Here is a 23,802-nt window from a genome sequence, read left to right on the forward strand (position 1 = left end):
GTCGATTAAATAAAAATTGTGCTGACAAATTTAATATTCGCAAGTAAGGGCGAACGGTAGTTCGGCCTTTGTTAGTTATAACTATAATTTTAATTTTTTCTGTTGGCTCGATCTATTGCCCTTGCTATAGTTACGCGCCAATTTCTAAAGCTAAAAAGACAAATCTCAGCAAAAATATCGCCGCCAAAATCCAGACGGTAAGATCGGTTTCGTGGGCTTTACCTTGAAAAGTTTTAAGTAGAGGATAGCTGATAAAACCAACGGCTAAACCTTCAGCGATCGAGAAACTGAGGGGAATAAAGAGAATAGTCAAAAAAGAAGGAATAGATTCTGCAGGATCGTTCCAGTTAATTTCGGTAATGCTACCCGCCATTAAAACCCCAACGATTAATAGCACCGATGCAGTAGCAAATGGAGGAATAGCTGAAAGTAAGGGCGTAAAAAAGATTGCTAGGGCAAACAAAATAGCTGTAACTATCGCTGTAAAACCGCTTCTTCCTCCTTCAGAGACTCCCGCTGCCGACTCGATGTAAGTTGCTACCGTCGATGTTCCCAAAACTGCCCCTGTTGTCGTTCCGATCGCATCGGACATAAACGCTTTTTCAGCACGGGGTAATTCTCCTTTCTCGTTGACAAAACCTGCTTTAACTCCTACCCCTGTAAGCGTTCCTACCGTATCGAAGGTATCGACGAATAAAAAAACGAATATTACCGCTAGCAAATTCCAAATATTATTTTCCCAAACATTTGCCAATCCCACAAAAGCTTGTCCGGCAATGTGTACGGGAAACTCGGGAAATCCTATAATTCCTTGAGGCCAAGGGGCAACGCCTAAAATCCATCCTAATAAAGCCGTAACCAAGATGCCAATCAATAACGCACCTTTAATCCGTCGTGCGACAAAAGCAGCAGTAATTAAAACTCCGGCGATCGCCATCAGAGTGTTAGGATCTCTCAAATTACCTAGAGTGGTAGTGGTAGATTCGCTGGTGACGATAATTCCCGAGTTACTCGTCAGGGCAATGTAGGCAATAAATAAACCAATACCTGCGGCGGTGGCGTGTTTGAGACAGTCGGGGATAGCGGTAACGATACGACTACGAATTTTAGAAAGAGACATGGCAATAAAAATTAGTCCTTCGATAAATACCGCCGCTAAAGCCACCCGCCAGTCAATTCCCAAACCCAAAACTACTGAGAAGGCAAAGTAGGCATTAATACCCATGCCTGGTGCTAGAGCAAAGGGGTATTTGGCATAAAGACCCATAATGAGGGTAGAAATGGCTGCCGAAATTGCCGTGGCAAAGATTAATTCGCCAAATAAATCTCCCGATTCTTGCAGAAAAATAGCATTGGAGAGAATATCGGGATTGACCGCCAAAATATAAGCCATGGTCACAAACGTCGTGACTCCCGCCAAAACTTCGGTACGAAAACTAGTTCCTAACTGTTGGAAGTTAAAAAAACCAGCGATGCCATTTGAGTTTGATGATAAAGGCTGAGAATCATTAGTTGTCTCGGTTGAAGTTAATTGTTTCCGACTCATGGCAAATCGCCTCATCCTTTAATAATGATTAATTAATTTAAATTAAACTATCCTCAATAAAATATTGATTCTGAAACATTGCATACAGTATGCTGAATGATTCCGCAACAAGATAAATAATCGTATACAATCTGAGTCGTTTTTTTATATGGATTTGTATGGTGTTGAAACCTATCTCCAACCCAATTCTTTCCAGGAGGTAAAAAATTGGCAATCGGACTGGAATTGGTTAGCTGGGGGTACCTGGTTATTCAATCAAGTTCAACCCCAGGTAAAAACCCTGGTGGATATGCGGCAGCTTAACTGGTCGGAAATAGAAATTACCCCAGAAGGTTTAGTCATCGGTGCGACCTGTATTCAAAACGACTTGCTAGACTTTACCTTTCCCGCCGCTTTGACGGCAACAGAGGCACTCAAAGATGCCGTAAGAGAACTAGCTTCTTTTAAATTGTCCCATGCCGCTACTGTGGGAGGAAATATTTGTTTGGCATTAAGTGCCAGTACTTTCATTCCAGTAATGATTGCATTGGGTGCCAGTTATGAAATTTGGCGACCCGATGGCGAAGCATATTTGGTTGACGCAGTAGATTTTCAAACCGCACCTCAACAGACGCTTTTAAGACCGGGGGAAGCACTGCGGCGTATTCTAATTCCCGCAGTAAATTTAAAATGGCAAACCAGCTTCAAACGCATGGCGGTGTCTACGGCAGGATATGCGATCGCCATTGTGGTAACTGCCTATCATCCTTCAACACAGCAGGTAAGATTTGGCATTGCTGGAAGTGTTAAATCGCCGCGTCTATTTAAATTCGACACCGTACCAACTCCCGAACAAATTTTAGAAGTAGTTAGCGAACTGCCTTTACAGATATACATCGAAGACGAACGAGGTAGTGCTGCCTATCGTCGCCACATTACTGAGGTATTGATGCAGCGTGGTATTGCCGAATTGAGGGCAGGAATAAACGGGAAACGCCGATATTAGTTCATAGGTGCGTTTTTGTGTAGGGTCGAATGGTTATTTATCCCGATCGAGAATTAAAATTTTTCAGAATGACCAAAAATTATGCCAGATTCATTAAATTTCCAGGTCAACAACCAAAACCACACCGCTAAATGCGATCCAGGATCCAGCCTATTGAGTTTGCTGCGATCTTTAGGTTATTCAGGAGTGCATCATGTTTGTGAGTCGGGAGACTGCGGTAGTTGTACGGTTTGGCTCGACGATAAGCCCGTTCATAGCTGTATTTATCCTGCCATGCGAGTAGATAGTCATCAGGTAACTACGATTGAGGGATTGGCAAACGAGCGGTCAGTCAGTCTATCGCCGATGCAACAGGCTTTTTTAGATAAACAAGGTTTTCAGTGTGGTTACTGTACTCCGGGGATGATTATGACCGCTAGTAAGCTAGATTACGAGTCAGAAGTTGAGTTACGGGCAGAATTAGAAGGCAATCTCTGTCGCTGCACTGGTTATCAATCAATTATCGATAGTATTCTGCAATGTGGTAAAGATCGTTCTGCTAAACCCATAACTGCTAAAGAAGGACAGGTAGGAAAAGACGTTCCCAAACAAGATGGACCCGATTTAGTTACAGGTAAACCAGTCTATACTGCCGACTGGTCGCCCCCTGGGAAGTTACATTTGAAAGTATTGCGATCGCCTCACCCCCATGCCCGTATCTGCAAGATTAATACGGCAAAAGCCGAAGCCCTGGAAGGAGTTCATGCTGTTTTTACTCATAAAGATGTTCCCCGACGCGCCTACAGTACTGCAGGACATGGCGCCCCAGTACCCGATCCTTTCGACCATTATTTATTAGACAACAAAGTGCGGTTTATCGGCGATCGCGTGGCGGCGGTGGTTGCCGATACCGAAGCCATAGCAGCCCTAGCTTGTGAGTTAATTGAAGTCGATTATGAAATCTTGCCTCATGCGATCGAGCCCGTTGAAGCGATGCGGGGAGAAACTGTCATTCACGACGAACCAGAATCGAGTCAAATTCACGATGTGGCACATAATATTGCAGCGGAGATAGTTCTGAACAAAGGAGATTTAGAAACTGGATTTGCTCGAGCAGATTTAATTATTGAAAATACCTACATTTTGCCAGCAGTACAGCACGTTCATTTAGAACCTCACGTTAGTATTAGCTGGTTTGACGAAGATGGAACTTTGGTGGTTCGTTCCAGTACTCAAGTGCCGTTTCACTGTCAGAGATTACTATCGGAACTGTTTGATCTACCCAAAGAAAAAATTCGGGTTTATAAGCCACAGATAGGAGGAGGCTTCGGTAATAAGCAAGAAATCTTGACCGAAGACTTGTGCGTATTGGCAACACTAAAAACGGGTAAGCCAGTGCAGTGGCGGTTTACCAGAGAGGAAGAATTTACCGCTACTAACAGTCGTCACGCAATGAATATTCACCTAAAAACGGGAGTCAAAAATGATGGCACGATAGTCGCTCAAGAGATGGCGGCAATTGCTAATACGGGGGCTTATGGCAATCATGGAGAAGCGGTAACTTTCTTAACGGGTTGTTTTCCTCTGGGTTTATATCGCTGTGCCAATCAAGCTTATAAAGGAACGGTAGTTTATACCAATACCATGCCCGCAGGTGCATTTCGGGGATACGGGGCGACTCAAGGCACATTTGCCATGGAATCACAGCTTGATGAAATTGCCACCAAATTAAACATCGACCCCATAGAACTGCGTCGGCAAAATCTCATTACTGCAGAAGATGAAATTCTCATCGGTAGAGAGGAACATTTTCATCTTATTGGCAGTTATGCTCTCGATGAATGTATCCAGAAAGTTACTCGGACATTAAACTACCAGCCAGACAAACAGCTAGAAATAAACGGACATATAAAACGCGGTGTGGGTTTCGCTGCCACGATGCAAGCCAGTGGTTTAGCTAGGATTCATTTAGCCAGCGTAAAGCTGTCTTTGCTCTCAGACGGAAAATACGAATTGAGAACGGGTTCGGTAGATGTAGGCACGGGTTCGGATACTTCGTTGCGTCAGATAGCTGCCGAAGTTATGGGAACGACAGTAGAGAACATAAACATTATTACCGCCGATACTCATGACACTCCCTTTGATGCTGGTTCTTATGCCTCCGCAACCACCTTTATTTCAGGACAAGCTGTAAATCTCGCCGCCCGAAAAATGCGATCGCACCTGCTCGCCACTGCCGCTGAAATCATCAAAGTCGAATCAGAAAATCTAGAATTGGAGGAAGATAAAATATCTAGTCCGTCTGACACGATTACTCTCCAGCAATTAGCCAGAACAGCAGCCGAACGAGGGGTAAAGCTAGAAATAGAGTTAGAACATACTTCAGATAGTTCTTCTCTCACCTTTGCCTTTATGGGTGTAGAAGTAGAAGTAGACACGGAAACAGGAAGGATAAAAGTTTTACGCTGTGCTGAGGCGATCGATATTGGCAAGGCGATCAATCCTCGTATTTGTGAAGGACAGGCTACAGGCGGTATAGTTATGGGTGTAGGCTATGCTTTGGCTGAAGAACTGCGCTTTGACGAATGTGGCAAAATACTTAACCCCTGCCTACGTACCTATCGTATTCCTGCGGCTAGTGATGCCCCACCAATGGAGATATTTTTAATCGAACGAGCCGATCCTTACGGTCCGTTTGGTGCTAAAGGTATTGGTGAAATTGGCACTAACTGCAGTGCGCCAGCGATCGCCAATGCCGTCGCCCACGCTACAGGAGCAAGAATGCGGCAATTACCGATGATTCCCGAACGAGTTTGGCAAGCTATGCAAAAAGCAGAAGGAGAAGAAATTGTTTAACCCTCTTATGTCACTCTCCGAGTAGTAAAATAAAGGACTAGAAAAACAAAATTGCTAGAGAGTACATAGTGCAATGGATGTAGAGTTACAAATTCTCAAACATTTAGCCAGAGATGCACGACCGACAGTATCGGTGATTGACGAATATTGTAGCAGCTACAAAGACTTATTCCCTGAAGTAAGAAGTTACGAGTGTTTTAAGTACTTACATTTAGGAATTGTCTCACCAATTAAGAGAAAATCACTCCCAGAAATAGCGAAAATAGTAGGTATTAATTCAGCGCAATCACTACATCATTTTTTAGCTAAGTCCCCTTGGTCAATAATTGAGATTCGAAAACGAAGATTATCAAAAACACTTTCGGCATTATCAGGGAAGAAAATAACAGTAGTCATTGATGAAACAGGAGATAGAAAGAAAGGAAAAAAAACCGACTACGTAGCGCGGCAATACTTAGGAAGTATTGGCAAGATAGACCAGGGGATAGTTACAGTAAATAGCTATGGGATATACGACAATATTACTTTTCCTTTAATGTTGAAAGTTTTTAAACCGAAAGGAACATTAAAACCAGGGGATAAATATCAAACCAAGATTGAATTAGCTGCCGAAATAATCGAAGAACTAATAGATTTTGAGTTTGAGATTGAATTAGTATTAGCAGACAGTTTGTATGGAGAAAGCAGTTATTTCATACAGACATTAGACAAACCTAAATTGCCTTGGGTCTTAGCAATTAGGAATAATCACGGGGTTTGGATGCCTCATAATCAAAAAGTTAGAGCTAATAAATGGTGTGAATTTGAAAGAATTTTTAGTAATCAAAATTCAGAAATCAGATATGTTAGAGAAATTGTTTTTGGTCGCAGATGTTGGAGAACCTACTGGGAATTAACTACTAACCCCGAAACCATGCCAGAGAATTCTACATCCTTTGTTATGACTAATCTTACTGACAAAAGAAGTCAAATTAAGCAACGTCTTGGTAATCTTTATGGATTGAGAACCTGGGTTGAATATGGATTTCGACAGTGCAAACAAGAGTTAGGTTGGACAGATTACCGTTTCACTAAATTCGAACAAATTGAAAGGTGGTGGGAAATTATTTTCTCAGCTTACTGGATGATTAGCTCTCAAACAAAAGTGCTTTGTAGTCTCAATTATTCAGCAACTCACTCGAATTTTTCTGATGGTAAAGATGAGTTTGAGGCAAATTTTACTCGTCATCAACAGTGGTCTAATCAAGGTGGATGGAAAACTACTTTAAATAACCTTCGTTTAATTATTCAACCAATTACTTTACTCTGGTTAATTGTTCCCTGGTTAGACATTTTTCCCAATCGTCAGTTATTGTTGGGTTTTCATCAACTAATTGCCTTGATGAATCAATTTTCACCATACTTTCTCAGTGGATAAACTACGTTTCTACTATTTTTTATTTTCGGAGAGTGACAGAAGAGGGTTAATGGCTTGGTGGCAGCAAAATCAACCCCAGAACTCATATTCCCTACTTTGGCGATTGCCCGGGCTACATCGATCTAATCGTTCGTCAACTAGAAGAAAAAATTAGTCGAGATTTGGCAGAAGAAAAGCAAAATGGGCGCGTCACTCATCCAATTTGCGATCGCGAGGCGACCCTGGTATATTTAGCAAATCAAGCTTGTATTACCCCCCATATTTTGGATACCAAGCGCAACGCCTATGCCCAAACTGCTGTCCCCCCTTATGCAGTCCGTATGAAACCCGGTGCGCCCATTGCCACACCTTTAGACTGGGAAGAACTGAGCGATCGTCACCTCCACTCTCAGACCTATGCTATCGGTAATACTTTCCGCCGTCTCGGTCAGAAACCAGACCCCTGACAGCAGATTCAGCATCACGCCCATTCCCTGGAGCGATCGCGACAGCAATTGGATGTTTTGCTTTCCCAACAGTGACTTGAAAAAATTATCAAGAGCGAGGCAAAAAAGTCTGGACGAGTTCCACTCAACTATTGAGAAATTCGGCATCTACTTCTGGAAACGATGGATTGATACTAATACCCGAACCAATTTCAAAACCCGCACGAGTCGTGAGTCGTGGGCGAATTTGACAATACCAATGTAACTGAGGCTCGTCTGCTTTGTAGCGTGGTGCGGTGTTGATAACGTAGTTATAATCTGGATCGTACAGCTTTTTGTAGAGTTTATTCAAGACCCTCTGCAGAATTCGAGCAAAATCAGATTTTTCCTCTTCAGAAATATTGCCAAAGTCTGCCTGATGTTGCTTGGGTACGATCCAAATTTCAAAAGGAACTTCTGCGGCAAAGGGAACGAAGGCGAGAAACGATGAATTTTCTAGAACGACTCGCTGGCGTTGCTGCATTTCAAATTCTAGAATGTCACAATATACACATTTTCCCCAGCGATCGAAGTATCTTTGAGCTTCCTCTTCTTGCCAACGGATATGTTGAGGGACGATACCCGTCACGATAATTTGAGAATGAGGATGGCTTAAAGAAGCACCAGAACGTTCCCCATGGTTGCGAAACATGATGACGAGCATATTTTGATGCAATCGCATCAAGTCAATGTACCGTTGATGATAAGTTTCGACGATCGTTTCTACTGCCGTAAGTGACATAGTGGCAAGATCGCAATCGTGGTCGGGGCTTTCAACAATCACTTCATGTTGTCCGTAACCAGCCATCATCACATAAATCCCTTCAGACAATCTCTGTGTATCTCCATCATTGGTTAAGGCTGGATATTTATTGGGAATTACCCGAGTTTGCCAACTGGGGTGCTGATGATTTGGCATTTCCAAGGTAATTGATGTCAGTTGAGATTCATTATGGGGACAAAACGGACAGTCCCGTACGGGAATGACCGAGGGTCGTTGTTCTTTGCTATTTTTTTGAAAATCTTGTGGACGCTGTTGTCTCGCAGGTGCGAAAATTACCCACTCTCTGGTTATTTTATTAAGTCTAATCTGACCCTTTTGCATCGACTGAAAATAATTATACTAACAGTAATGAATATTCTAAGACTTGGTGTAGTTGCTATCTAGTGAGATTTTAACCGCTAGCTAAGGCGACCGCGTCTTTTCAAAGTATGCTTGAGTTTTTTCAGCTCTATTGCCGTTCGCTCTTCTCGATCGCTTATATATTTTTTAATGTGGCTCAGCGACAAGGATATCGAAATTGGCAAAATTCGTGGCGCGTCAGCCCGTCGAGTTCTGCTTATTCTGGGTAGGCTTTTTTTTCACAGCTTTCCAGAGGAGGTGGCTATTGGCGTATGGGGCGGGTAAAACTGCTCCTCAATTGGGATCTTTATTGGCACTGGCAATTTCCGTGCAGAATATTCCCGAGGGACTGGCTGTGGTACTACCTCTGCGTGCCGAACGATTGCCAGTTACAGGCTGTGTTCTCTGGGCAATTTTTTCCAGCTTGCCCCAGCCTTTAGCTGCTATACCTGCTTTACTGGCAGTTTCCCTATTTAAGCAGCTATTGCCTTATACCCTAGCCTTTGCTGCAGGGGCGATGGGCTTTCTAGTCTTTACGGAACTGATTCCTGAAGGTCTCGAAGGGAATCGTCGCAGTGAAACTGGAACGATTATTGCCACAGGTTTTTTGCTGATGATGGTCAGTCATAAGTTTGACGTGGCTAAAAATTACTCTGGTTGAAGTATTAGAAGCAAAATTAGCCGCGATCCTCTTTCAATTGCCGCCCCGTTGGTCGTGTAATGCCCAACGACTGAAGGATTTTGTGGCTATCTTACCCAAAGATTATCGCTATGCTTTTGAGTTTCGCGATCGCAGTTGGTTTAACGAGGAAGTTTATGAAATTTTAGCTGCCGAGAAAATAGCTTTTTGTATTTATGAATTAGCGGGACAAATTTCCCCGTGGCAAATTACTACTGACTTTATCTATTTGCGGCTACACGGTCCGAATGGAGCTTATCAAGGTCAATACAATTCTCAAACCCTATCTGAGTGGGCGGATGCTTTCTCGACTTGGAAGAGTCAGGGAAAAGAAATTTATTGCTATTTCGACAATGATGAATGTGGATATGCTCCTCAGGATGCCCTGAACTTACAACAGATGATTGAGAGCAATTCCTAATTGTAGTTTTAGAAAAATAAAAATTACCACATTACGCTGACAAGGAGACAAACCTACCAAACTAAGCACTGTATGTGTTTTATAGCTCTCAAGTATCTATGTTTAAAGCGATCGCCATTTAGTAGTTTCGTTAGTTTATTTCCAGGAGCGACTAATAAATTAATAACTGTGTAAACGCTTGAGAAATAAGAGTTTGAAATCGCTGGCGATGTTTTAGCTGAAAAAAAGAACGAGTAATTTGAGTGGATGCTTCTAAGTCTTCAATTTGAACTGAACGAAGTCTGTTTAGCTGCAATTCTTTTTGAATCATTAGTTTAGAAATTGCTGTTACGCCAACACCGTCTTCAACAACAGCCTTAACCATTTCACCACTACTCATTGCCAGAACGACATTCAAGTCTCTAGGATCGATTCCCCATTCTCTTAGAACCTGCTCGAATACCGATCTGGTTCCCGAGCCAGGTTCGCGCATCACCCATGGGGTTTGAGTCAGTGCTGTTAGAGAAACTCGTGCAGTTGAAAACCAAGGATGAGATTGACCGACAACAATAAGAAGGCGATCGCTACCAATGGTTTCTATATCTAGAGCCTCGAGCGCCGAGGAATTTACTTTTCCTTCAACAAAGCCCAGATCGAATTGTCCATCGACCGTTCCCGTAATAATTTCTGCGGTATTCCCCAATGTACAGTAAATTTCAATACCAGGATACTGACGCTTAAATTCGCTAATTTTATTGGGAAGCCAATAGTTGCCAATGGTAAGGCTCGCGCCTAATTTCAGTTCACCTCTTTGTAAGTTATTCAGTTCCCGCAAGCCGCGTTCGGTTAAATTGACCTGCTCTAAAATCTTTTGCGCCTCAATTTTTAGTAATCTACCTGCTGCGGTGATCTCAATATGGCGACCAATGCGATCGAATAGCTTCAATCCGTAGTGTTCCTCTAAATTCTGGATTGCCGAACTGACAGAGGATTGGGTCATATAGAGTACTTCAGCAGCACAGGTAAAATGCATCTGCTCTGCCGCAGCAAGAAAGATTCGGAGTCGATCTATTGTTATACCTGTCATTGTCTAACCACATTAGGGGAGAACTATTAATCGATTTTACCGATTGAATTGACAGAAAAGACCGTTTGCTTCAATGAATAAAACTTTTTACGGTGAAGTCGATCCCTTACGATGCTACAGATTATGAAGACTTCACAAGAATCAAAACTTTCTTTAGCGATCCAGGACATACTACAGCGTTCTATAACACTGCAGTTTACATTTCAACAAGCGTTATTTCTAAGTATTGCAAGTTTTTCTCTAACAACCTGGATTTCGCCACCCATAGCTCTGACATTGGGAATGGGAACTGCATTGACAATTCAAAATCCGTTTCAGCGCACCAGTCGCTGGATGGCTCGACAGCTTTTACAAATCTGCGTCATCCTGCTTGGTTTTGGCATGGATTTAGCGGTCGTGCTACAAGTGGGGCGAAAAGGTGCTTTGTTTGCGGCAATTGGCATTGGAATGTCATTGTTGCTAGGACAGTGGTTCGGTAAGTGGTTAAAGATTCCCGCGAAAACATCGGTATTAATTTCCGTGGGAACTGCGATTTGTGGCGGTTCGGCGATCGCAGCAGTTGCTTCAGTTATTGGTGCGGCAGAACAAGAAATTTCGCTGGCAATAGGCACAATTTTTCTCCTCAATGCTGCTGCACTATACATTTTTCCAATGCTAGGACACCTCTTACACTTAACGCCAGAGCAATTTGGTACTTGGGCAGGCATCGCGATTCACGACATTTCTAGCGTTGTGGGTGCGGCATCGCATTTCGGGACGACAGCGTTAGACACGGCAACGGCAGTCAAACTATCTCGTACACTTTGGATTGTACCGATTTCGCTCTTCTTTTCGTTTATATTTCAGAGCCGACGGGCAACAGAATCACACAAAGCCCCTACTATTCAAATCCCCTGGTTTATCGGTCTATTTTTACTAGCATCTCTCATGCGATCGCTCGTACCCAATGTCGCAAACTGGTCGCCTATCTTAACGCAGTTCTCAGAAGCTGGATTAAAGCTAACGCTATTTTTAATTGGAACGGGGCTATCGATACGGGCATTGAAAGTTGTGGGTTGGCAAGCGATCGCACAAGGGATGGTGCTGTGGATTATGATGAGTATCAGTTCACTTGGCTTTATTTGGTGGATGATTCACTAAACACCTTATGTTGAGCGCTCGCCACCAAAAAAACAACCTTATTTGCTCCTCAGTTTTGTCTTGCTGTTTGCAGAAATTCTGGCTCGATCCAGTGATTTAAGCAAATTTTCCCCAAATGTTTGACTGTAGGAATCGATTTAAGTTGAGCGATATGACTTTCTAGCCAATCTTGCCGGATTTGCCAATCTGTTACAAACAGACTCGAAGCTTTGGTTTGTGTAGGACTGAGAATACTTCCGAGAATTTGCGGCTTGATTTTCGTCCACCGGCTTATTAATAAAAACGCAGAAGGGGTATTGGCTAACCAGTATTGAGCAGCCATCAAAGCTTTGAGATAACCAACTATTATTTCGGGATATGCCTCGGCAAAAGATTGTCGCACTACGACACCATAAAAACCTGGTAAACCGCTGTTATTTTCGTTATACAAGTATTTAAAATTACCGCGAACGCTTGCTAGTTGGTGAAATGGCGAAAAATAAGCATATCCTGCCGCTATTTCTGACTCTAATGGTGCTTCGATCTGAGAATTTTTCAGGGGAAAAAGCTGTACTTCCGAGAGTAAATTGAGATTGTAAAGGGTTCTGAGTAACATTCCATGAGCGGAAGAACCAAAAGGAAGTGCCACGGTTTGTCCCTGTAAATCTTCAATAGTTTCGAGCTTAGACTTTTGAGGAACGATAACCGCACTGCCTTCGCCGTCGGGAGCGATAGAAACAAAGCTAACTAAAAGTGTAGGTTCAAATTGCTCGTTATTGCCTTGAGTCGCACTCTCAAGTAGGGGATAGTCTCCTAAGATGCCGATATCTAATTTTCTCGAATGTAAGCCTTTGACAATTGGCGTTCCCAGAGAGAAATTATGCCAGTTAAGCTCGTATTTGACCTGACTGAAGCGTCCAGTACGAGGTAAAAAGTGTTCGAGTAATCCCAAACGCTGCACGATTAACCCCGCCGTAACGGTGGGAATTGTAAAGTTTTGAACGCCAAGCTCGATCGCAATAGTTTCTTGAGATTGTCTGCGCTTAGCATAAACTGGCGTTCTCATTTTGGGAACCGACAAGGAACACTCGAGCTTATTTTTTGGGGTTATCTGAGTAGAAAGTAAAGACAGAAATTTACTAGCGGGATTGTCTCGATAGCTTTTGCTCTGTTGTGACAAAGATGCATATATCTCTGCTTCTAGAGCAAATTCTTGCAGAGTAATCGCAGTTAAAGTTTGCGAATCTAACTCCGCTTGAAATTCTAGATCGGAAGCAAATCCTAGATAATTGCCTTGAGTGAGATAGGTTCGCATCAAACCAATCGTATCTACAATTTCTAGGTAAGTAAAATCTGCTAGTTTTAAACCCAATTCTGCAAGTCGAGATTCAAAAACTTGACGGCTGGCAAAGCGATCGCTTAATAATACCAAGGGTTTTTGTTTAATCTCGGTAAGAGTAAGCCAATTTTTTTTAGCTAGAGGATGACTGGATGCAACTAATAAACTATATTGAATGAGAGCGATTTCCTGCTGCCAAATTTCAGGACAATCGATAAATTGAGTTTCGGAAAAACTGAGATCGATAATACCTCGGCTAACAGCTTGATATAGTAATTTGCTATCGCCAAACAACTTTAATTGAGTTTTAATATGAGGATATTTTTGTCGATATTGATAGATAAATTGAGGTAGCCAGCAGTTAGCTAGACTATGAGAGCTACCAATGGTCAAATGTGATGTTTTTTGCTGTTTGAAATTTTCTATTTTGTTGGCAATTTCAGTTTCTAATTCGACTAACTTTTTTCCTTCTTTAATTAAGTAACTGCCAATTTCAGTAAGCTGTATTTGTCTACCTTGGCGATCGAACAAAGGAGCTTTCAATTCTGCTTCTAAAGATTTAATTTTGGCACTAACTGCCGGTTGAGTTAGATTCAAAACTTCGGCAGCCTCGGTAAAACTCAAACAGCGAGCAACTTCTAAAAAAACTTTTAATTGATATATTTCCATTTTAATAAATTACTCATCAAAAAAATTTATAGATCGATATCAAAGTTTGATAAATGATTCGATGTAAATAAGGCAAAATTTAAACAAGGAATTTCAAATTTCATATTGGCAAATAACAAAAAACTTCAGCAAAATCTAATCTACCTAGTTTTGTCGGGCTTTTTGCATCTCTACTCTATTTGTCTTTATCAAACCTCACTTTCAAACGGAGAACAGTACATGACGAACACCCAGAATCTCAAGACAGACGTTCTGATAATCGGCGGAGGTACGGCAGGGACAATGGCAGCGATTAAAGCCAAACAAGCCAACCCCGAAGCCGAAGTACTAATTTTAGAAAAAGCCAATATTCGTCGTAGTGGTGCCATTGCCATGGGTATGGATGGAGTTAATACTGCCGTCATTCCAGGTAACTCTACACCCGAACAGTACGTCCGCGAAATTACCATCGCCAATGACGGAATCCTCAATCAAAAAGCAGTCTATCAGACGGGAAATTTAGGCTACGAAGTTATCAAAGAATTAGATAGTTGGGGAGTCAAATTTCAAAAAGACACCTATGGTAACTACGATCTCAAACAAGTTCACCGCGTCGGTAAATACGTACTGCCAATGCCAGAGGGCAAAGACCTCAAAAAAATTCTCGCCCGTCAGGTCAAACGACACAAAGCCAAAGTTACCAATCGCGTCATGGCTACACGGATCGTGGTTAGAGATGGTAGAGCCATTGGAGCAGTGGGTTTTGATGTTCGCAATGGCGATTTTGTAGTCATTCAAGCTAAGGCAGTGGTTCTCAGTACAGGAGCTTGCGGCAGATTGGGACTACCAGAATCAGGCTATCTATACGGCACTTATGAAAACCCAACTAATGCTGGTGACGGCTATTCGATGGCGTATCATGCAGGCGCAGAATTAACTAACATTGAATGTTTTCAAATCAATCCCCTGATCAAAGATTACAATGGTCCTGCTTGTGCCTACGTTGCCAGTCCTTTTGGAGCATACACGGCGAATGCTGAAGGACATCGCTTTGTCAATTGTGACTACTGGAGCGGACAAATGATGCTAGAAATTTGGAAAGAGTTACACTCTGGCAAAGGTCCGATCCAACTGAAAATGACCCATTTAGATGAAGATACCATCGCCGAAATTGAAACCATCTTGTGGTCGAACGAGCGTCCCAGTCGAGAGAGATTTCATCAAAACAGAGGAGAAAACTACCGTACTCACGGGGTAGAAATGCACATTTCTGAAATCGGCTTGTGTAGCGGACACAGTGCTTCGGGAGTCTGGGTCAATGAAAAAGCCGAAACTACTGTAGCAGGATTGTATGCTGCGGGAGATATGGCTTCCGTTCCTCACAACTATATGATTGGAGCTTTTGTCTTCGGTCGTCTTGCTGGCACCAATGCGATGAAATACGTAGCAGATGTAGAACATTTAGAACCTGATGCCGATTGGTTGGCAGCAGAAAAAGAGCGCATTTATAAACCCCTACAAAATCCCGATGGTGTCCCTCATACTCAAGTTGAATACAAACTGCGCCGCATCGTCAATGACTATTTACAACCGCCAAAAAATCCTCACAGAATGAACATTGGCTTAAATAAATTCGTTAACTACTACGACTCTCTAAACATAATGGGCGCGAGAGATCCTCACGAACTCATGCGCTGTATGGAAGTTCATTTTATTCGCGACTGTGCGGAAATGGCAGCTAGAGCTTCTCTCTATCGTAGAGAAAGCCGTTGGGGACTGTATCATTACCGCATCGATTATCCAGAGAAAAACAATGACGAGTGGTTTTGTCACGTCAATCTCAAGAAAGAAGCTGACAGCATGACTCTCTTTAAGCGTCCTGTCGAACCTTATATTGTCGATGTCAATTTAGAGAAAGAAGTCTATGACGTAAAAGTGACTACAGCTTAGAGAAGTCGCTCGCTAATAATTTGGTGCGATCGCAGATTATCTACGCACCTATAGAGCTACCAATAACGCAACCATCATTCATTGCGCAAACACCTGTTTGCCACTAGCAAAACACAAAATATAAAAAAATATGGCTTTAACTACTCAACGAGCTGATGTTCCTGTAATAGTTGATGAATCTAAATGTTTGGAAAAATGCCGTGCCTGCATTGAAGTTTGTCCTTTAGATGTCTTAGCAAAAAATCCCGAAACGGGCAAAGCATACATGAAATATGACGAATGTTGGTTTTGTTTGCCTTGCGAAAAAGAATGTCCGACCAATGCAATTACGGTACAAATTCCTTTTTTACTGAGATAAAGAGGGAATTTAGTTTTAACCACAATAAGAATTAGGATTATGTTCATGTATGACAATATCGATGACGAATTAAAACCTTGGGTGGAAATGCTTCAGTCTCCAGAAGTAGAAGATCGTTTGGTAGCAGTCAAGACCTTGCAACATATTGGAGACGAAGGGGCGATCGCGCCTTTAATTCAGGCTTTACAAGATGAAGATGCCACGGTTCAGAAACTTGCCATTATCGGTATTTGGGAACTAAATAATCCCCAGGCTGTAAAGCCATTGATGGCTTGTTTGCGATCGCCAGAAGTAGAAGTTAGAGAGGAAGCATTATCGGCATTAAAAGAATTAATTGCCCCTGCCGATCTGTTGATGTTGCTCGATGCGATACAAGAAGAGAATTTTTATATGCAGCTAAACGTGTTGATTTTGCTGCGGAAGATTCACGACGCGCAAGCGTTACCTTATGTATTGCCGTTTTTTGAATCGGAAAGAGAAGAACTACGAGAAGCAGCTATTACTACCCTGCGCTATCTTAATCAAGTAGAAAACTGTCCACCTGCTTTAGCTTTAATGAACGACAAAGCCCCCAAGGTACGTCGGGAAGCTGCTCTAACCTTGGGTTATCTTAAAGATGAGTCGGCAGTTGAGTTACTCTGTCAAGCTTTAACCCAAGATCCCGACTGGCAAGTACGTCGTAGAGCGGCTCAATCCCTAGCTTTACACGAAGCTGCTAGTTCGGTCTCGTCTTTATGCAAAGCTCTAACAGACGATCGTTGGCAAGTACGCAAGTTTGCGACTCGAACTCTACAAGTAGTTGCCGACGAAAGCGTTATCCCCGCTTTAATCAAATGTCTTACCGATGAATACTCCGATATCCGTCGCGATGCGGCGATCGCGCTGGGCAATATAGGTAATACCGATGTCTTAAATGCTCTTCAGCAAACCTTAGACGACCCCGATGCCGACGTGCGGATCTTCTCACAACGAGCGATCGATAAAATTTGCAAACAACAGGGCGTTGCATCATGAAGGAAAAAGAAAGAGAAACTATTCAACTACTCAAACAAATTATCGAACCCAATCTCAATAACGACCTAGTGAGTTTGGGCATGATACGCAATCTAAGAGTGGTAGAAGATTATATTTATCTCAAGCTGTATTTAGGTTCTCATCAATCCGATCTCAAAGATAAAGTGCAGGCTGCCTTGTCTCCGCTTGAGTGGTGCAAAAAAGCCTATATCGAGGTTTGTACTATTGCTAGAGTAAAAATTACCCTAGCAATTTCGAGTGGCAAAGGAGGGGTAGGCAAATCTACCACCTCAGTCAATTTAGCAATGGCACTAAGCCAGTCTGGGGCTAAAGTTGGCTTACTCGATGCCGATGTCTACGGTCCTAATATCCCGCAAATGTTGGGCTTAAAACACTCAGGGGTTCGGGCGAGCGATACTCCACACGGACAAAAATTTATTCCCTTAGAAGCTCATGGAATCAAAGTAATTTCTGTAGGCTCGCTCGTCGAACCAGAACGTCCTCTTGCTTGGCGCGGTCCCGTACTGCACAAACTTATTACTCAGTTTCTTAACGATGTAGAATGGGGTGAATTGGACTACCTGTTAATCGATCTACCTCCAGGTACGGGAGACGCTCAAATTACCATCGTGCAAGAAAGTCCTATCTGCGGTGTAGTAATGGTAACGACTCCTCAAAAAGTAGCTCTATCTGACGTGCGCAGGGGAATTTATATGTTTCGTCAGGTAGGCATTCCCGTTTTAGGTATCGTCGAGAATATGAGTTATCTAGAAGATGCAACGGGAAAACGCACGCCGATTTTTGGTAGCGGTGGCGGCGAACAAATTGCCAGAGAATTATCGGCACCATTGCTCGGACAAATTCCTCTCGAACCCAGTATCTGTAGCGGTGGCGATAAGGGAACTCCCATTAGCGTCAGTCAACCCGATTCTTTAGCTACTCGAATGTTCGATCGAATTGCGCTCGCTCTCGGTCACACTTTTAAAATACCCTTGAATCAGACAACTAAATCTCTGGCAAAAGTCTGAAAAGAGGACAAGCGAGGGCAAAAATTTAAGGCGATCGGAAATTATATAAAGTAGTCTCTCATGTTCTTGAGAGACTATATATTATATGAAATAATTATATGTTTGCCACAGATAAAGCTGTTTTTTAAAGTAATAGGTAATAGGTAGCTCGATCTTCTGCTTCCCTTTTTCATGATGTAATTATGCTTTTTTTGTATTTTGTATTAATAATTTTTATTTGTTGAATCTTAAAAACAAAACGCTTCGTTTAATTTTACTATTTATCGGTATTGATTTTTTTTAAATAATTGAACGCTCGACATACTTGTAACTAAAGGAAATTTAATTAAAAAATAGTAATTCTCAATTATATTAAGAATTATTATTTTGCAATTAATTTATCAGTTTTAAATCTCCATATAAGCATTAGATTTTTTTTGATAAATCAATAAAAAAAATATATCATTCCAGTAAATTTATTTATAATTGCTCTAATATTATGTATCTTCGATCACAAAATATACTAACTAACAAATATTAAATGAAGTTGTTAAAAAATAAATAGAAAAAACACTTATGGTTACTCTAAAGTATCGCTCCTGGAAAAAGAAGGTAGTTATTACTTTCCTATTTTTTGGCATCACAATGTTAGCTAATGGATGTGCTGGTAATAGTCCTTCAGCAGAGTCTTCAACATCAGAATCAGAAACAGCAGATGTATCCACTAGCTCTGGTAACCAAGAAACAATTCGGATTTCTATTGGTACGCAAGATCAAGTAATTAATACTGCCGTAGGCGGAGCTACAGTCAGAGAATTAGAACTATTGGAAAAGCATTTACCTCATACTGGTAAATATGCCAATGTTAAGTACGACATTCAGTGGTCGAGCTATACATCGGGACCACCTATTACTAACAAAATGCTGGCAGATCAAATTGATATTGGTCTGATGGGTGACTTTCCCGCAGCCATTAATTTAATTAAGTTTCGCCAAGCAGGAGACGAGGTTGAATCCACCTATATCGGTACCCTAGCTTACAGTCCCAACGGTGCGGGTAATGCGGTAGTCGTTCCCAAAGATAGCGAAGTGACTTCTTTAGCGCAGCTCAAAGGCAAATCGGTATCGGTTCCTTTTGGTTCGGCAGCTCATGGCATGGTTCTAAAAGCTTTGAAAGATAATGGAGTCGATCCCGAAACAGATGTTCAGTTAATTTCACAAGCTCCCGAAGTAGGTGGCACGAGCCTGCGTACCGGTCAAATTGATGCTCATGCTGATTTTGTACCTTTTGGCGAACTATTTCCCTTCCGAGGCTTTGCCAAAAAAATTTATGATGGAGCGCAAACAGGCGTACCGACTTTACATGGTATTGTCGTCCGTTCGGACTTTGCTAAAAAATATCCAGAACTGGTAGTAGCTTATCTCGAAGCCGTGTTAGAAGCTAACCAAACCTTTAGAGAAAAGCCCGAAGAGATCTCAGCCAAAATTGAAGAATGGTCGGGAATTGAAAAAGAAGTAGTTTATATGTTTCTCGGTCCTTCTGGCTTACAGCCTCTCGATCCGACAATTCGCCAGGTTCATTTAGACGCGCTTAAAAACAGTATTACTACTTTGACCGAATTGGGCAAAGTAGAAGGAGAAGTAGATCCAGAAAAGGTACCCGAATGGGTTGACGAAAGCTATTTAAAAACCGCGATGGAGGAAATGGAACTCGATTACCAGCAGGTAATTGAAACAGCCGAAAGCTACAAAATTAAGGGTAAAGATGCCCTGACGGGTGAACCAATAAAAGATCCCAACATGGCGGCTCAGTTATGGATTCAAGATGAACCAACTGTGACTAATTTTGCTTCAATTGGCAACATGATGAAAATGCTAGGACAGTTACAAGAAGAGGGTAAAGCCGCTGATGTCATGTTTGTACACGATCGCAAAAATGGCTGGAAGCTATTTGCCGAAAATTCTTACTATGTCAACGATGGTAAGGAAATTTCGGCTTTCTTGCTCAAACAAGATGCCGACCAGTTTGCGGCTTCCTCTGGCGGTCAGGTAACGGCATTTAAAGAGCTACAGCAAACTTTAGCTCGGAAAACTCCACCTGCATTAGTCGGTGCTGCCAGTAGCGAATAATTTGCTCTTGGCTGCGATCGACTTTCGCTGGAATATTTTGCTATTTTCTATTAATCACAATTCAAAGGCTATTCGATGGCTAGCTCGACTAAATTTACTAGAACCCCTTTGCTTCAAAGTTGTCGTCAGCTAATCGCCCAAATGTTTGAAGGCACTAGCTCCCATAAATTGGGGCGACGTATTCTATCTTTGGTTATCTTTTTTGGACTTTGGCAGTTTTTATGCCAAATACAGTTTAATTTCATTATCAATTTTGACTTTTTACCTTCACCTATAGAAGTGGTCGCAGCTACCTGGAAATTTTTTACTAGCGATCCCTGGGTTCATTTTCAGTCCAGTATTACTAGGGTGCTAATCGGTTATGCGATCGCTTCATGTTTGGGTATTATTCTAGGGATTTTTATCGGTACGTTTCAAAAAGCCGACGACTTTTTATCGCCGCCCTTGGAATTGTTGCGACCAATTCCTGCAGTGGCTTGGATTCCTCTGGCTATTTTAATGTTTCCCACAGCCGAAGCTGGAATGATTTTTATCACCTTTATTGGCGGCTTTTTTCCCGTTCTAATTAGCACTATTAAAGGAGTAGAAGGTACCCTTAACGACACGGTCTTAATTCGCGTCGGTCAGTGCTTGGGGGCAAAACCCCGACATACCTTTTTAGATATCATTATTCCTGGAGCATTGCCCAGCATTGCCAGTGGTTTGGTTATCGGGATGGGTAATGCTTGGTTTTGTTTGGTAACGGCAGAAATTCTGGCAGGACGTTATGGCGTGGGCTATATAACCTGGGAATCTTATGTTACCTCTAACTATCCACCAATTGTCATGGGAATGTTGTTAATTGGTTTGATGGGTGCTTTTAGTTCTTGGGCAGTAAGTCGTTTGACCGCCGCGCTGATGCCTTGGAGACAGATTAACAAACAAGATCGTTGAGGAATTAGGAACAAAGACATGCAAGATATCGCAGTAAAAACGCCAACTACGGCACAATTAACCAAAGGATTTGTTGAAGTAGAAGGCTTATCGGTTTCATTTGGCGTACACCGTCGTACTATAAAAGTATTAGATAATCTCAATTTTCAAGTCGAACCTGGTTCGTTTGTTTGTTTGCTCGGTCCCTCTGGTTGTGGCAAGTCAACTTTACTCAATGCGATCGCGGGATTTATTCGTCCTACCACGGGCTATATTTTTGTAGACAAGCGAACTGTCAGCAAACCAGGAGCCGATCGTGGTTTTGTCTTTCAGCAGTATTCGTTGCTTCCTTGGAAGACTACCGCACAAAATGTCGAATTTGGCTTGCGGATTAAAGGTGTTGCTAAAAAACAGCGACGCGAGTTGGTCGATGAATATCTCAATCGAGTCGGTTTGTACAAGCATCGTCATTGTTATCCCCACCAACTTTCGGGAGGAATGAAGCAGCGAGCCAGTATTATAAGAGCCTTAGTTAATTCTCCTTCGGTTTTATTAATGGACGAACCGTTTGGCGCGCTAGATGCACAGACGCGACATATGATGCAGGAACTGTTAATGGAGATTTGGAGCGATTTAAGAACTACCGTTATTTTTGTGACTCACGATATTGAAGAGGCGGTTTTTCTAGGCGATCGCATTTTGATTCTAGGCGTAAATCCAGGACATATTAAAGAAGATATTTTAATAGACTTCAAACGTCCGCGTCATATTGATGACACTATGACCCCAGAATTTACTCGACTTAATCGTCAAGTATTTGAAGTTATTCGCGAAGAGACTCTAAAAAGTATGGAATAATCACGACAGCGATTACCTAAAGGGCGATCCGATAGCAACGGAACAAAAAACGGCGTTGCATAATTGAGATATGAATTTGTGAAGAAGTAGTCATGCAATGTCCTGAATGTAAATCAGAACATAGTTTTTAGCCATTTGAGACACATTTTTTCGCTCACTTTCCCCCAATAATCCCCCTAAATACTGTCTAAACTGCTTTCCAGCTTGAATTTAATTCAAGAATGATAAAGTGATTTTACAAAGTTAAGTATTTCTCAACTTCAAGTTCCCAAGATAATCATCAGAGGCCACAAGAACAGTCCCGATAGCGCCAACCCCGATAAAATCAGGGTGATAACCAAACAGAGACTCGCCTTTAGCCAACTCAACCTATGAATGTGACGGATGGCAATAATAAGTGTGATGAAAACTCCCAGAGTGACTGCCAAGGAAAACAATTGCCCCAAGATGATAGACCAGTTAGCAGCAGCAAGTGCTGGTCCTGTAAATAGTAACGGCCAAAGACCGCGAGCTATCCCTTCCAAGGTTGTCCGTCCATCTCCTTGACCCCCCAGCAACTGAGCGATTAAGTTGACTGAAGCTGCCAGCCAATACCAGCCTAGTACTCCGGCAAAGAGAAACAGTAGGACAAAGCCAATAATGCTACCTAGGTCTGAGTTAGTCTTACCTGCGGCATTCAATGCCAGCACCAAAACGACTAGCAATCCGATCGCAATTGCCGCTCGCGTAGGAAATCTAATTTCGCCTGGACGAAAAAATGCGGCGTAAACTGAATCAAGCACGATCTACTCCATCAAATTTAATTGATTTCTACTCCAGCGAATCAGTTGGGCTGATTGAGAATCAGAAAGTAACTGCTGCCAAGATGAGGACAAGAAAATACCTAAAGATTCCCGCCAATCGGGAGATGTATAGTTACGAACCCTTGGTTCTCTGGTAATATTGGCTAACTCTGCTGCTTTTTGGAGAGCATCGTAGGAATTACCCAAAGAATCTACTAGGTTAACTTGTTTTGCCTGCTCGCCTGTAAAGATGCGCCCATCAGCCAGGGGTTTAAGCTCTTCTAAAGAGATGTTTCTACTGGCAACAATGGCATCAAGAAATTGCTGATATGTTTGAGTCACGATTCCTTCTAAGAGAGAGCGCTCGCTTTCGCTGAGTTCGTCAAAGGGAGAAAGAATATCTTTATATTGTCCGCTTTGGATATTATTGGTTTGAACGCCGATTTTATCCAGCAGAGGAGAGATATTTTGGCTGCGGACGATAACTCCAATCGAACCAGTTACAGTCGCGGGATTTGCCATAATATGATGGGCAGCACTGGCAACATAATAGCCACCGGAAGCAGCAACATCACCGAGACTAGCTACAATTTTAATTTCTGTTTCCTGGCGTGTTCGCATCAGTTCCTGATAAATAGCTTGAGATGCGGCAGGAGTGCCTCCAGGACTGTTGATATGGAGTAATATTGCTTTGATGCCGTCTTGGCGAGCTTGACGAATCGCTTTGATTAAAGCGTTGGAGTTAGAAGTATTAGTCACGCTCAGTGGCGTGGTAGTGGGTTGGTCACTAATTAGACCATAAATTTCTAGTAAGGCAACTTCGGCTCGAGCACCTATTTTAATTCCCTCAGTAGTAACCTCTCGCGACTGGGTAGTATCCCCAAGCCAGTTGCCCAAAGCGGCAATAAGGCAAAGGACAATTAATATTAGAGCAAAAACTCGATCCAAACGCACGCAGATTTCCTCTTTTGATACTTTTGTCGGTCGGGCGACGCAGTCTAGTCAACTCTAATCTGAAACGAGGGAGCTAAAATCCGTCTGGCGAGGGATATTGCTGACTGGGTCGAAGACTTATTCAAAGCCATCGAATACCAACAAAAATGTCATGTTTACATGAATGAGTGATGCAGAAATCATTACTACCGCCTT

At 42.3% G+C, this 23,802-nt stretch carries 20 protein-coding genes; 14 read left to right on the top strand and 6 right to left on the bottom strand.

Going from position 1 to position 23,802, the window contains the following annotated elements:
• Positions 1-130: 130 nt before the first annotated feature.
• The gene (locus ACLFKQ_RS19445) at positions 131-1,546 is read right to left on the bottom strand and encodes an NCS2 family permease (protein ID WP_449001411.1); all 1,416 of its coding nucleotides are present in this window, start codon (positions 1,544-1,546) and stop codon (positions 131-133) included.
• Positions 1,547-1,694: 148 nt separating this feature from the next.
• Here ACLFKQ_RS19445 and ACLFKQ_RS19450 point away from each other — a divergent pair, with 148 nt between their 5' ends.
• The 4 genes from ACLFKQ_RS19450 to ligD all read left to right on the top strand — a co-directional run bounded on the left by ACLFKQ_RS19450 (position 1,695) and on the right by ligD (position 7,229).
• A complete protein-coding gene (locus tag ACLFKQ_RS19450) occupies positions 1,695-2,531 on the top strand; it encodes an FAD binding domain-containing protein (protein WP_449001412.1) in 837 nt (278 codons plus the stop codon).
• A gap of 81 nt (positions 2,532-2,612) precedes the next feature.
• The gene (locus tag ACLFKQ_RS19455; protein ID WP_449001413.1) at positions 2,613-5,366 is read left to right on the top strand and encodes a molybdopterin-dependent oxidoreductase; all 2,754 of its coding nucleotides are present in this window, start codon (positions 2,613-2,615) and stop codon (positions 5,364-5,366) included.
• A gap of 73 nt (positions 5,367-5,439) precedes the next feature.
• Complete coding sequence (locus tag ACLFKQ_RS19460; RefSeq protein WP_448998085.1) at positions 5,440-6,783, top strand: IS701 family transposase; 1,344 nt, start codon at positions 5,440-5,442, stop codon at positions 6,781-6,783.
• Between the two features lie 161 nt (positions 6,784-6,944).
• The gene (gene ligD / locus ACLFKQ_RS19465; protein ID WP_449001414.1) at positions 6,945-7,229 is read left to right on the top strand and encodes a non-homologous end-joining DNA ligase LigD; all 285 of its coding nucleotides are present in this window, start codon (positions 6,945-6,947) and stop codon (positions 7,227-7,229) included.
• A 124-nt stretch (positions 7,230-7,353) separates the two neighbouring features.
• On the opposite strand, the gene galT is transcribed toward ligD, so the two are convergent.
• Positions 7,354-8,352, bottom strand: coding sequence for a galactose-1-phosphate uridylyltransferase (gene galT, locus ACLFKQ_RS19470; protein WP_449001415.1), 999 nt, complete (start codon positions 8,350-8,352; stop codon positions 7,354-7,356).
• A 196-nt stretch (positions 8,353-8,548) separates the two neighbouring features.
• Here galT and ACLFKQ_RS19475 point away from each other — a divergent pair, with 196 nt between their 5' ends.
• Together ACLFKQ_RS19475 and ACLFKQ_RS19480 are read left to right on the top strand one after the other, a co-directional pair.
• Complete coding sequence (locus ACLFKQ_RS19475) at positions 8,549-9,031, top strand: ZIP family metal transporter (protein WP_449001416.1); 483 nt, start codon at positions 8,549-8,551, stop codon at positions 9,029-9,031.
• Positions 9,003-9,470, top strand: a complete 468-nt coding sequence (locus ACLFKQ_RS19480; RefSeq protein ID WP_449001417.1) for a DUF72 domain-containing protein — start codon at positions 9,003-9,005, stop codon at positions 9,468-9,470. The genes ACLFKQ_RS19475 and ACLFKQ_RS19480 overlap by 29 nt, the downstream gene beginning before the upstream one ends.
• Positions 9,471-9,621: 151 nt before the next feature.
• On the opposite strand, the gene ACLFKQ_RS19485 is transcribed toward ACLFKQ_RS19480, so the two are convergent.
• Positions 9,622-10,536 carry a LysR substrate-binding domain-containing protein gene (locus ACLFKQ_RS19485; protein ID WP_449001418.1) on the bottom strand — a complete coding sequence of 305 codons (915 nt, stop codon included), beginning with the start codon at positions 10,534-10,536 and terminating at the stop codon, positions 9,622-9,624.
• Positions 10,537-10,659: 123 nt separating this feature from the next.
• On the opposite strand from ACLFKQ_RS19485, the gene ACLFKQ_RS19490 reads away from it, so the two are divergent.
• Complete coding sequence (locus ACLFKQ_RS19490; protein WP_449001419.1) at positions 10,660-11,676, top strand: YeiH family protein; 1,017 nt, start codon at positions 10,660-10,662, stop codon at positions 11,674-11,676.
• Between the two features lie 49 nt (positions 11,677-11,725).
• Here ACLFKQ_RS19490 and ACLFKQ_RS19495 read toward each other — a convergent pair whose 3' ends face one another.
• The gene (locus ACLFKQ_RS19495; RefSeq protein WP_449001420.1) at positions 11,726-13,663 is read right to left on the bottom strand and encodes a LysR family transcriptional regulator; all 1,938 of its coding nucleotides are present in this window, start codon (positions 13,661-13,663) and stop codon (positions 11,726-11,728) included.
• Between the two features lie 219 nt (positions 13,664-13,882).
• On the opposite strand from ACLFKQ_RS19495, the gene ACLFKQ_RS19500 reads away from it, so the two are divergent.
• From ACLFKQ_RS19500 to ACLFKQ_RS19530, 7 genes are all read left to right on the top strand, one after another.
• Positions 13,883-15,592, top strand: coding sequence for a fumarate reductase/succinate dehydrogenase flavoprotein subunit (locus ACLFKQ_RS19500; RefSeq protein ID WP_449001421.1), 1,710 nt, complete (start codon positions 13,883-13,885; stop codon positions 15,590-15,592).
• Positions 15,593-15,722: 130 nt separating this feature from the next.
• Positions 15,723-15,950, top strand: coding sequence for a 4Fe-4S dicluster domain-containing protein (locus ACLFKQ_RS19505; protein WP_036479668.1), 228 nt, complete (start codon positions 15,723-15,725; stop codon positions 15,948-15,950).
• Positions 15,951-15,995: 45 nt separating this feature from the next.
• On the top strand, positions 15,996-16,964 hold the full coding sequence (locus ACLFKQ_RS19510; RefSeq protein WP_449001554.1) for a HEAT repeat domain-containing protein: 969 nt from the start codon (positions 15,996-15,998) through the stop codon (positions 16,962-16,964).
• A complete protein-coding gene (locus tag ACLFKQ_RS19515; RefSeq protein ID WP_449001422.1) occupies positions 16,961-17,992 on the top strand; it encodes an Mrp/NBP35 family ATP-binding protein in 1,032 nt (343 codons plus the stop codon). The genes ACLFKQ_RS19510 and ACLFKQ_RS19515 overlap by 4 nt, the downstream gene beginning before the upstream one ends.
• 624 nt (positions 17,993-18,616) lie before the next feature.
• Complete coding sequence (locus ACLFKQ_RS19520; RefSeq protein ID WP_449001555.1) at positions 18,617-20,101, top strand: ABC transporter substrate-binding protein; 1,485 nt, start codon at positions 18,617-18,619, stop codon at positions 20,099-20,101.
• 141 nt (positions 20,102-20,242) lie between these two features.
• Positions 20,243-21,034, top strand: a complete 792-nt coding sequence (locus tag ACLFKQ_RS19525; protein ID WP_449001556.1) for an ABC transporter permease — start codon at positions 20,243-20,245, stop codon at positions 21,032-21,034.
• Between the two features lie 18 nt (positions 21,035-21,052).
• Positions 21,053-21,871 (top strand): ABC transporter ATP-binding protein, encoded by an 819-nt coding sequence (locus tag ACLFKQ_RS19530; protein WP_449001423.1) that lies wholly within the window; start codon positions 21,053-21,055, stop codon positions 21,869-21,871.
• 260 nt (positions 21,872-22,131) lie between these two features.
• Here ACLFKQ_RS19530 and ACLFKQ_RS19535 read toward each other — a convergent pair whose 3' ends face one another.
• Positions 22,132-22,653, bottom strand: coding sequence for a Yip1 family protein (locus tag ACLFKQ_RS19535; RefSeq protein WP_449001424.1), 522 nt, complete (start codon positions 22,651-22,653; stop codon positions 22,132-22,134).
• 3 nt (positions 22,654-22,656) lie between these two features.
• The gene (gene sppA / locus ACLFKQ_RS19540; protein ID WP_449001425.1) at positions 22,657-23,607 is read right to left on the bottom strand and encodes a signal peptide peptidase SppA; all 951 of its coding nucleotides are present in this window, start codon (positions 23,605-23,607) and stop codon (positions 22,657-22,659) included.
• Between the last annotated feature and the right edge of the window lie 195 nt (positions 23,608-23,802).

This window comes from Myxosarcina sp. GI1(2024) (genome assembly GCF_053543375.1).

What these genes read in the sequence shown, in the direction of transcription:
- ACLFKQ_RS19445 (WP_449001411.1), bottom strand. Translation starts at nt 1,546, where the DNA reads ATGAGTCGGAAACAATTAACTTCAACCGAGACAACTAATGATTCTCAG.
- ACLFKQ_RS19450 (WP_449001412.1), top strand. Translation starts at nt 1,695, where the DNA reads ATGGATTTGTATGGTGTTGAAACCTATCTCCAACCCAATTCTTTCCAG.
- ACLFKQ_RS19455 (WP_449001413.1), top strand. Translation starts at nt 2,613, where the DNA reads ATGCCAGATTCATTAAATTTCCAGGTCAACAACCAAAACCACACCGCT.
- ACLFKQ_RS19460 (WP_448998085.1), top strand. Translation starts at nt 5,440, where the DNA reads ATGGATGTAGAGTTACAAATTCTCAAACATTTAGCCAGAGATGCACGA.
- galT (WP_449001415.1), bottom strand. Translation starts at nt 8,352, where the DNA reads ATGCAAAAGGGTCAGATTAGACTTAATAAAATAACCAGAGAGTGGGTA.
- ACLFKQ_RS19485 (WP_449001418.1), bottom strand. Translation starts at nt 10,536, where the DNA reads ATGACAGGTATAACAATAGATCGACTCCGAATCTTTCTTGCTGCGGCA.
- ACLFKQ_RS19490 (WP_449001419.1), top strand. Translation starts at nt 10,660, where the DNA reads ATGAAGACTTCACAAGAATCAAAACTTTCTTTAGCGATCCAGGACATA.
- ACLFKQ_RS19495 (WP_449001420.1), bottom strand. Translation starts at nt 13,663, where the DNA reads ATGGAAATATATCAATTAAAAGTTTTTTTAGAAGTTGCTCGCTGTTTG.
- ACLFKQ_RS19500 (WP_449001421.1), top strand. Translation starts at nt 13,883, where the DNA reads ATGACGAACACCCAGAATCTCAAGACAGACGTTCTGATAATCGGCGGA.
- ACLFKQ_RS19505 (WP_036479668.1), top strand. Translation starts at nt 15,723, where the DNA reads ATGGCTTTAACTACTCAACGAGCTGATGTTCCTGTAATAGTTGATGAA.
- ACLFKQ_RS19510 (WP_449001554.1), top strand. Translation starts at nt 15,996, where the DNA reads ATGTATGACAATATCGATGACGAATTAAAACCTTGGGTGGAAATGCTT.
- ACLFKQ_RS19515 (WP_449001422.1), top strand. Translation starts at nt 16,961, where the DNA reads ATGAAGGAAAAAGAAAGAGAAACTATTCAACTACTCAAACAAATTATC.
- ACLFKQ_RS19520 (WP_449001555.1), top strand. Translation starts at nt 18,617, where the DNA reads ATGTTAGCTAATGGATGTGCTGGTAATAGTCCTTCAGCAGAGTCTTCA.
- ACLFKQ_RS19525 (WP_449001556.1), top strand. Translation starts at nt 20,243, where the DNA reads ATGTTTGAAGGCACTAGCTCCCATAAATTGGGGCGACGTATTCTATCT.
- ACLFKQ_RS19530 (WP_449001423.1), top strand. Translation starts at nt 21,053, where the DNA reads ATGCAAGATATCGCAGTAAAAACGCCAACTACGGCACAATTAACCAAA.